Below are 6576 nucleotides of genomic sequence, written 5' to 3'. Positions count from 1 at the left end.
GTCGGGGATGGTGACGCTGCCGGTTCCGTCGTGATGCCCGGCCACCGGGTCCTGCCGCCGTCATGACGGCGGGGCCCTACCAGTGATACGCGGACGGGATCCGCATGCCTCGACGGGCAAGCGACCGGACCTCAACGGACCGGGCGAAGGTCTCTCAAAGGCAAAGGGGCAAAGGGGGAAAAGGAAAAAGGGCGAAGAATTGAGGACGGGCGCGGCGGGACGGGCGTGGGTGAAAGGAACCCGCGCACATCCCGCCCCCCTACCCGGTCCCGCTTACGTTCCCGACCCCGTTCCCGGATTCAACCGCAGCCGTTGCCCTGTCGTCCTGCCGTAGGAGACTGAAAGCAGGCAGTCACGTCCTTGCCGCGGGGACACCGGTAGGCCTGCCAGTCATCGGCAAGAGCGGCAACCAGCTGCAGCCCGCGCCCTCCTGGAGTTCCGGCGCCCGGGTACCGCTGTTCGGGCAACCGGGGTGAGTCGTCGTGCACGGTCACGTGCAGGCATTCCTGGTCCCAGGTCAGGAGCAGTTGTGCCGTACTGCGGGCGTGGATGTGGGCGTTGGTGACCAGTTCGGACACGGCCAGCACGACCGAGTCCACCAGATCCGGTGCTGTGCGCGTCCAGCCCAGCGTCGCCAGGTGCGCACGCGTCCAGTCTCTGGCCGCCTTCACCCCACTGCTCACGGGCAGCGAGCGTGCCCATCCCACAGCCCTCAGCGATGAGTCCTTCGCCACTGTCTCTCCTTGAGCCGAGCCACATGAGTGCGTGTTCCGTCTGCCCGGAAAAGGCAGTTCCAACGGGCGCAAGTGCGCACACCACGACGAAACCGGCGGCCGTCCGTGCCCGGTCGGCCCCGGCGCACCCGCCCCGCGCGCCCGCGTGCGATACGAACGTGCGGACGGTGGCGCATGACGCTGAGCAGTACGAGGAGCTGGACACGGTGGAGCGCTGCACCAACAGGATCCGGGCATGGCGGGGTCTGGCCACCGCGCCACGACAAGACGCCCGCGAGCCACACGGCGGAACTCCGGCTACGCGGATCCGTCATCTGGATGCGCAGCCTCACCCGGGGGCCGCGGTCGCGGCGCCCGGCCGGCAAGCCGGACGCCGTAACCGCTCAGGTCAGACCAGCGAGGTGACCGCCCGGCCGAAGTGCCGGGCGAAGAACCGGACCGCGCTGTCCGCCTCGAACCGGGGCAGCTCCTTGTGCCTGCCCGAGTTCACGTGCAACGACTTCTCCTTCGAGGCGAAGGCGTCGAACAGCGCGAGACCCTCCTCGCGCGAGATGTGCTCGTCGTCCCACTGCAGGTCGAACTCGATCGGGATGGTGATCTGCTTCGCTTTCTCGGCCAGGACATCGGGCCAGTGCTGGCCGAAGACCGCGGCGGAGATCCTGGGCTCGACCGCCACGAACGGGATGCCGATCGCGGTGCCCATGTTGATGCCCCAGAAGCCGACCGGCCCGTCGGCGCCGATCTCCGGGAGCTCCTGGAGGGCGTCCAGCAGCGCTCGGTACTCGGGCACGGCCAGCTCCGCCAGGTGGTCGTTGTAGCGCACGACGATCGGGCCTTCCGGCTCGCCCGCCGCCCGTGCCGCGAACAGGGCGGCGATCTCCGACTCGTCGTGCGCCGTGCGCGGCCGGTCGCCGTGACCGGGCGCGTCGAGGACGGCGACGTGGAAGCCGCAGCCGGCCACGAGGAGCCGTGCGCGGCCGGACATCGCCGGGTGCTTCTTGTGGTTGCCGCCACCGTGGGCCATCAGGACCAGGGGCGCGCGGTCGGCCGCGTCGGCGGCCGGCGACCAGAGGACACCGGGGACACCGCCCACGGTGAAGTCGCGCTCACGTATGCCGTTCGACGAAGACTCGGCGGTGAACTGCAGGAACTGCATGGGATGTTGCCTTTCGGGAGTGCCTTGCTGTCGAGGCGCTCCTGGCGACACCTACGTCAATCGCCCAACCGTGACGCGAGGGGGAGCACCCACATGGATACAGCGTTCATGGGTCTCACCTCCTCGGGCGGCTTCACGGTCGAGTGAAAGCTAACAGCCCGATGATCACCCCTCAACCCTTTTCCCGCCACGTCATCACGACTCCGGACAGACCCTAGTGCGGCAGGCGCAGTCCCGCGATGAGGAGTTCGACCAGTCGGCGTGCGTCGTAGTGGGGATTGCTCTCCATGCCTATGCAGAGGTTCCCGACGCCGTGCAGGAGTTCGAGGGCATCCATGCCGGGGCGGATCTCGCCGGCTGCGGCCGAGGCCTCGAGCAGCTGGGCGCACACGGGCAGCAGCCGGTCGAGGAAGCGGGCGTGCAGCGTCTCGAAGCCGGCGTTGTCGGAGCGCAGCGCGGCGGCGAGTCCGTGTTTGGTGACGAGGAAGTCGACGAAGAGGTTGATCCATTCCCGCAGAGCGGCGTGAGGGGACGCGCTGGCGGCCAGCAGGGCTGGACCGGCCTCGGCGCAGGCCTCGATCTGGTGGTGGTAGACGGCGACGATGAGGTCCGCCCGGGTGGGGAAGTGGCGGTAGATCGTGCCCATCCCGACGCCCGCCCTGGCCGCGATGTCCCGTACCGGCGCTTCCACGCCCGAGGTGACGAAGACCGCGGCGGCCGCGTCCAGCAGCGTCTGCCGGTTGCGCCGGGCGTCCTTGCGTCTGGGTTCCGCCGCACTCGTCTTGTTCTTGTCGCTTTCGTTCACCGCGATGCTCCTACTGTGGATATTGCAAACCGGAACACTGCTCCGTATTGTGAGCGGAGCAAGGTTCCGTTTCGCCCATGATGGCAGAGCGGCCCGGTCCATGGCGCCACCGCCCACCGGGCCCGCCCACCGAACCAGAAGCACGACGACACTGAACGGAAGGCACTTTCCATGTCCGACTCGACCACTGCGAACGCGCCCGCCACGGTGATATCCGTGAGGCCGGTCGTCCTGTCCGCCCCGGGCCGCGGTGAGGACCTCCAGGTCCGCATATCCGCCCCCGCGACCGGCGGCGATCTGCCCGTCATCGTGTTCTCGCACGGATTCAGCCTCTCCATGAACGACTACGCCCCACTGGCGGACTTCTGGGCCGCTCAGGGCTTCGTGGTCGTGCAGCCCACCCACCTCGACTCCAAGACGCTCGGCCTGCCCGCCGACGACCCACGTACGCCACGGATCTGGCGCATCCGCGTGGAGGACCTCACGCGCGTGCTCGACAGCCTCGACGTTCTGGAAGCTTCCGTGCCGGGCCTCAGCGGGCGCCTCGACCGCAGCCGCATCGCTGTGGCCGGCCATTCCTATGGCGCCCAGACGGCGAGCACGCTGCTGGGCGCGCGCGTCCTCGACTCCGACGGCGTTCCCGGCGAGGACATGTCCGACCCTCGCGTCAAGGCGGGTGTCCTGCTCGCCCTGACCGGCCTGGGTGACTCTCTGACCCCCTTCGCCGAGGAGAACTTCCCCTTCATGAAGCCGTCCTTCGACAAGATGACCACGCCCGCCCTCATCGTCGCCGGGGACAACGACCAGTCCTTCCTGTCCACTCGCGGACCGGACTGGTTCATCGACCCCTTCATCTACAGCCCTGGAGACAAGAGTCTGCTCACCCTGGCCGAGGCGGAACATTCGCTCGGCGGCATCTCCGGCTACGAGGTCGCGGCGACGACGGACGAGAGTCCCGCGCGCGTGGCGCTGATCCAGCGGCTCACGTCGGCTTTCCTGCGCAGCGCCCTCAACCCCGGTGACACGGCATGGAAGGTGGCGGCCGCCGCGCTGGAGGAAGACCCCAGCCCGCTGGGCAGGCTGCGGAGCAAATAAGCGAGCCCCACGTGGCGCCGCCTGCCCCGGTTCGGTCACTATGGTGAAGGGTCATTCCAGGGACGCGAGTTGGCGGGCCATGCCGTCCAGCCGCTCCGCCCGTGTGCGCATGAGGACGCCGGTGGGTCGGGTCCGGCCAGGGCCGAGGTCACGTGGACGACGGGGTCGAAGCCGTCGGGGGCGGTGAAGCGGTGGGTCCGAGGGGTGACGGAGGCGACGCGGTCGATGCGGAAGGTCCGCAGACTGTCGCGGAGGTGGTCGTGGCCGACGACGTACCAACGGCCGGTGTGGAAGACCACGCCGTAGGGGCCGCCCGCCGGTCGGCACCCGCGGCCACGGGAGCGGCGGCTTCGAGAGGCCAATTCGGCTTCGCAGTCGCAATTCCGCACGGGACAGCGGGCCTCCGGCGCGCCGGCACACTATGGTGGACCGCGGCCAGCGTGCTGCGGCCGGGGGCACGGCCCGCGCGTAGTGGCTACGGCTACTCGGCGGCCGAGGTGCCGGACGGCGACTCCTGGAAGACGACCCGGCCCTTGATGCGCACGGAACCGCTCAGGCCTTCGGGCAGGTCCGCGTCGATGGTGCCGTCCGTCCTCTGACCCGCGCCCAACTGCTCCCAGGTGCACCTGACGACGGCCCTGGCCTCATCGGTGGTGCACGGTCCGGTGACGTGGGTGATCGGGACCTGCGGGGTGACGGTGTGGGTCAGGACGACCTTGTGGGCGGCCCCGATGCCGCTGTTGACGACCGTCCAGTGCCAGGTGACGTGGTCGCCGGCTTCACTGATCTCGGGCGGGTCGTACTGGAACCGGACGTCCGCGGGGGCACGGACGGACGGCGCGGCCTGAGCCGCGGCGAAGGAGGCAAGCAGGGCCATGGCGGTTGCCACGACGATGGTGGCGCCGCACAGACGCTTCATATTCATGATCCTTCCAACTCCGTGCCACGACCCTGGTTACGCCCTGGGTCGTGGTTCAGCGCGCTGAGTTGCTCTCCGGAGTCGAGGCCTCACCCCGCCGCGGCTCGCCGCGCCTGCCCGACGCGCTCGATGGCTTGCTGTCCCCCTGTCCGCGCCCCCTCGACAGGGGACGGCCGACAGAGGCTCAGACCCTCCAGGAACGCAGCGCGTCGGCGACGGCGTAGACGCTCAGACGGGCGTCCCGAACCTTTCTGACGAGATCAGACAGAGCGCCGTACGGAGGATCGATACCTTCATCTGACTGATCCATGTACTGAGCGGCAATGAAAGCGGCGAAAAGGCTGTTGCGGTGCGGAAGCGGCTCGAGGCGCGCGATCGTGTGCAGAAGCGCAGCCGCGCGCCAGGCGGCGTCTGGATCGGACGTCTCAAGCGTCGGCAGCTTGGTCTTGTGCCGGGCGACCGCCGCCACCAGAGCCGAGTAGTCGGTCACTGTCACGTCTTCGTACCCGAGGGCGGCCTCCTGGACGTCGAGCAGCCAGGAGACGTCGATGTGCAGAACCATCAGGCGGCAGCAGCCCCGTCGTCGCGACGCCGGGAGGGTGGGACCTCCTCGGGGAACGCCGTGTCGAACTCGCCGCGCAGCCTGTCGGCCCAGGCGGTGGAGCCGGCGACGAACCGCTTGCGGTGCATCTCGCGTACACCCAGATCGTGCAGGTACTGCTTCAGACTCTTGCCTTCCGCTGCTGCGGCGGCACGGACGCCTTCCATTTCCTCGTCGGAGAAGGACACGTTCAGTGAGGGCATGAGGCCGATGGTACCTAGTTGGTGCCTAGCCCGCCAGGCCGCGCATTCCTCAGGTCCCGCTCCGATTCTCCCGGATCAGCCACGGTCCCACTGGACGATGTCTGCCCAGCCGGTTCCGTGCCGGCGGCGCATGGGCGGTGGCTGCTCGGCAGCGGGGTGACCGAGGCAGACGATCAGCTCGGGGCGGACCGGGTCGGGGAGACCGAGCAGGGTGGCGACGGCCGCCCCGCTGAACGAGGTGACCGGTCCGGACGCCAAGCCGATGCCGTGCGCGGCAAGCAGCATGGTGGCGGCGGCGGTGCCCACGTCGATGTAGGGGCCCGGGTTGGTCGTGGCGAAGCCGTAGCCTCTGACCTGCGCCCAGTCGATGCAGACCACGACCGCTGCCGTGGGCTGCTGCAGCATTCCCGGCGAGACCATGCGCAGCGCGCGCAGGAGCGCGGGCCGGGTGACGGCGACGTACCGGTGCAGGCGGCGGTTTCCGGCGTGCGGCGCGTAGCGGGCGCTGTCGAGTACGGTCTCCAAGTCCGCCCGCGTGACCGGGGCCGAGGTCAGGGCGCGGACCACTCGGCGAGTGCGGATCGCCCGGAGGACGGCATCGTCCGCGCCGCCGTTCACGGGGGGCCGTCCAGTTTCAGGCGGGTGACCAGGTGGGTGGCCAGCGCCCGGCACAGGACATCCACCCGCTGGGCGTAGCCGTTCGGGTCGCCGGCCTGGACGGTCGTCTCGCCGACCTGCTTCCGGATGTCCTCCAGCAGCGGCCGCAGCCCGGCGCCCGCCTGCGGCCCGATCATCTCCGCCAGCCGGCCCGCCGCGGTGAGCAGCCGCATCGGTGCGTACTCCGCGGCCTCGTCCAGCTGCGTCCGTGCGGCCGTCACCAGGTAGGCGAGGAGTTCGACCGCGTCCTCCTCGGCGAGCACGAAGGCCGTCGGCACGGGTGACTCCGGAGGCGGCGCGGTCATGGTCCTCAGGATTCCACCGGGGCACCGGCACCGCCTCTCGGGTGCGCGATGAGCCCAGTGGCGTCGGTTGCGACATGATCACGCTTTTTGGTCACCGGAGG

The 6576-nt window shown here is 69.7% G+C and carries 10 protein-coding genes; 1 reads left to right on the top strand and 9 read right to left on the bottom strand.

The genetic code is table 11. The features are described from left to right. Positions 1-299: 299 nt before the first annotated feature. From AB0B40_RS29910 to AB0B40_RS29900, 3 genes are all read right to left on the bottom strand, one after another. Positions 300-734 (bottom strand): ATP-binding protein, encoded by a 435-nt coding sequence (locus AB0B40_RS29910; RefSeq protein ID WP_345058369.1) that lies wholly within the window; start codon positions 732-734, stop codon positions 300-302. 388 nt (positions 735-1122) lie between these two features. After that, positions 1123-1890, bottom strand: coding sequence for an alpha/beta hydrolase (locus AB0B40_RS29905; RefSeq protein WP_362266595.1), 768 nt, complete (start codon positions 1888-1890; stop codon positions 1123-1125). A 214-nt stretch (positions 1891-2104) separates the two neighbouring features. Then, entirely contained in the window at positions 2105-2695 is a 591-nt protein-coding gene (locus AB0B40_RS29900; RefSeq protein ID WP_362266592.1) for a TetR/AcrR family transcriptional regulator, read from the bottom strand. A gap of 171 nt (positions 2696-2866) precedes the next feature. On the opposite strand from AB0B40_RS29900, the gene AB0B40_RS29895 reads away from it, so the two are divergent. Beyond that, on the top strand, positions 2867-3790 hold the full coding sequence (locus AB0B40_RS29895; protein ID WP_345058364.1) for an alpha/beta fold hydrolase: 924 nt from the start codon (positions 2867-2869) through the stop codon (positions 3788-3790). A 38-nt stretch (positions 3791-3828) separates the two neighbouring features. Here AB0B40_RS29895 and AB0B40_RS29890 read toward each other — a convergent pair whose 3' ends face one another. The 6 genes from AB0B40_RS29890 to AB0B40_RS29865 all read right to left on the bottom strand — a co-directional run bounded on the left by AB0B40_RS29890 (position 3829) and on the right by AB0B40_RS29865 (position 6475). Beyond that, on the bottom strand, positions 3829-4089 hold the full coding sequence (locus tag AB0B40_RS29890; RefSeq protein WP_362266599.1) for a WYL domain-containing protein: 261 nt from the start codon (positions 4087-4089) through the stop codon (positions 3829-3831). Between the two features lie 182 nt (positions 4090-4271). Continuing rightward, positions 4272-4715, bottom strand: coding sequence for a hypothetical protein (locus AB0B40_RS29885; RefSeq protein ID WP_345058363.1), 444 nt, complete (start codon positions 4713-4715; stop codon positions 4272-4274). A 178-nt stretch (positions 4716-4893) separates the two neighbouring features. Continuing rightward, positions 4894-5271 (bottom strand): toxin Doc, encoded by a 378-nt coding sequence (locus AB0B40_RS29880; RefSeq protein ID WP_345058362.1) that lies wholly within the window; start codon positions 5269-5271, stop codon positions 4894-4896. Next, positions 5271-5513 (bottom strand): hypothetical protein, encoded by a 243-nt coding sequence (locus AB0B40_RS29875; RefSeq protein WP_362266588.1) that lies wholly within the window; start codon positions 5511-5513, stop codon positions 5271-5273. The genes AB0B40_RS29880 and AB0B40_RS29875 overlap by 1 nt, the downstream gene beginning before the upstream one ends. A gap of 75 nt (positions 5514-5588) precedes the next feature. Further along, a complete protein-coding gene (locus AB0B40_RS29870; RefSeq protein ID WP_345058358.1) occupies positions 5589-6131 on the bottom strand; it encodes a nitroreductase family protein in 543 nt (180 codons plus the stop codon). Beyond that, positions 6128-6475, bottom strand: coding sequence for a DUF6092 family protein (locus tag AB0B40_RS29865; RefSeq protein WP_345058356.1), 348 nt, complete (start codon positions 6473-6475; stop codon positions 6128-6130). Before AB0B40_RS29865 ends, AB0B40_RS29870 begins: the two co-directional genes overlap by 4 nt. Positions 6476-6576 lie beyond the last annotated feature (101 nt).

Source organism: Streptomyces sp. NPDC042638 (assembly GCF_040647235.1).
GTDB classification, from domain to species: Bacteria; Actinomycetota; Actinomycetes; order Streptomycetales; family Streptomycetaceae; genus Streptomyces; species Streptomyces rameus.
This window is presented reverse-complemented; position numbering and strand designations above follow the sequence as displayed.

What these genes read in the sequence shown, in the direction of transcription:
- AB0B40_RS29905 (WP_362266595.1), bottom strand. Translation starts at nt 1,890, where the DNA reads ATGCAGTTCCTGCAGTTCACCGCCGAGTCTTCGTCGAACGGCATACGT.
- AB0B40_RS29895 (WP_345058364.1), top strand. Translation starts at nt 2,867, where the DNA reads ATGTCCGACTCGACCACTGCGAACGCGCCCGCCACGGTGATATCCGTG.
- AB0B40_RS29885 (WP_345058363.1), bottom strand. Translation starts at nt 4,715, where the DNA reads ATGAATATGAAGCGTCTGTGCGGCGCCACCATCGTCGTGGCAACCGCC.
- AB0B40_RS29880 (WP_345058362.1), bottom strand. Translation starts at nt 5,271, where the DNA reads ATGGTTCTGCACATCGACGTCTCCTGGCTGCTCGACGTCCAGGAGGCC.
- AB0B40_RS29875 (WP_362266588.1), bottom strand. Translation starts at nt 5,513, where the DNA reads ATGCCCTCACTGAACGTGTCCTTCTCCGACGAGGAAATGGAAGGCGTC.
- AB0B40_RS29865 (WP_345058356.1), bottom strand. Translation starts at nt 6,475, where the DNA reads ATGACCGCGCCGCCTCCGGAGTCACCCGTGCCGACGGCCTTCGTGCTC.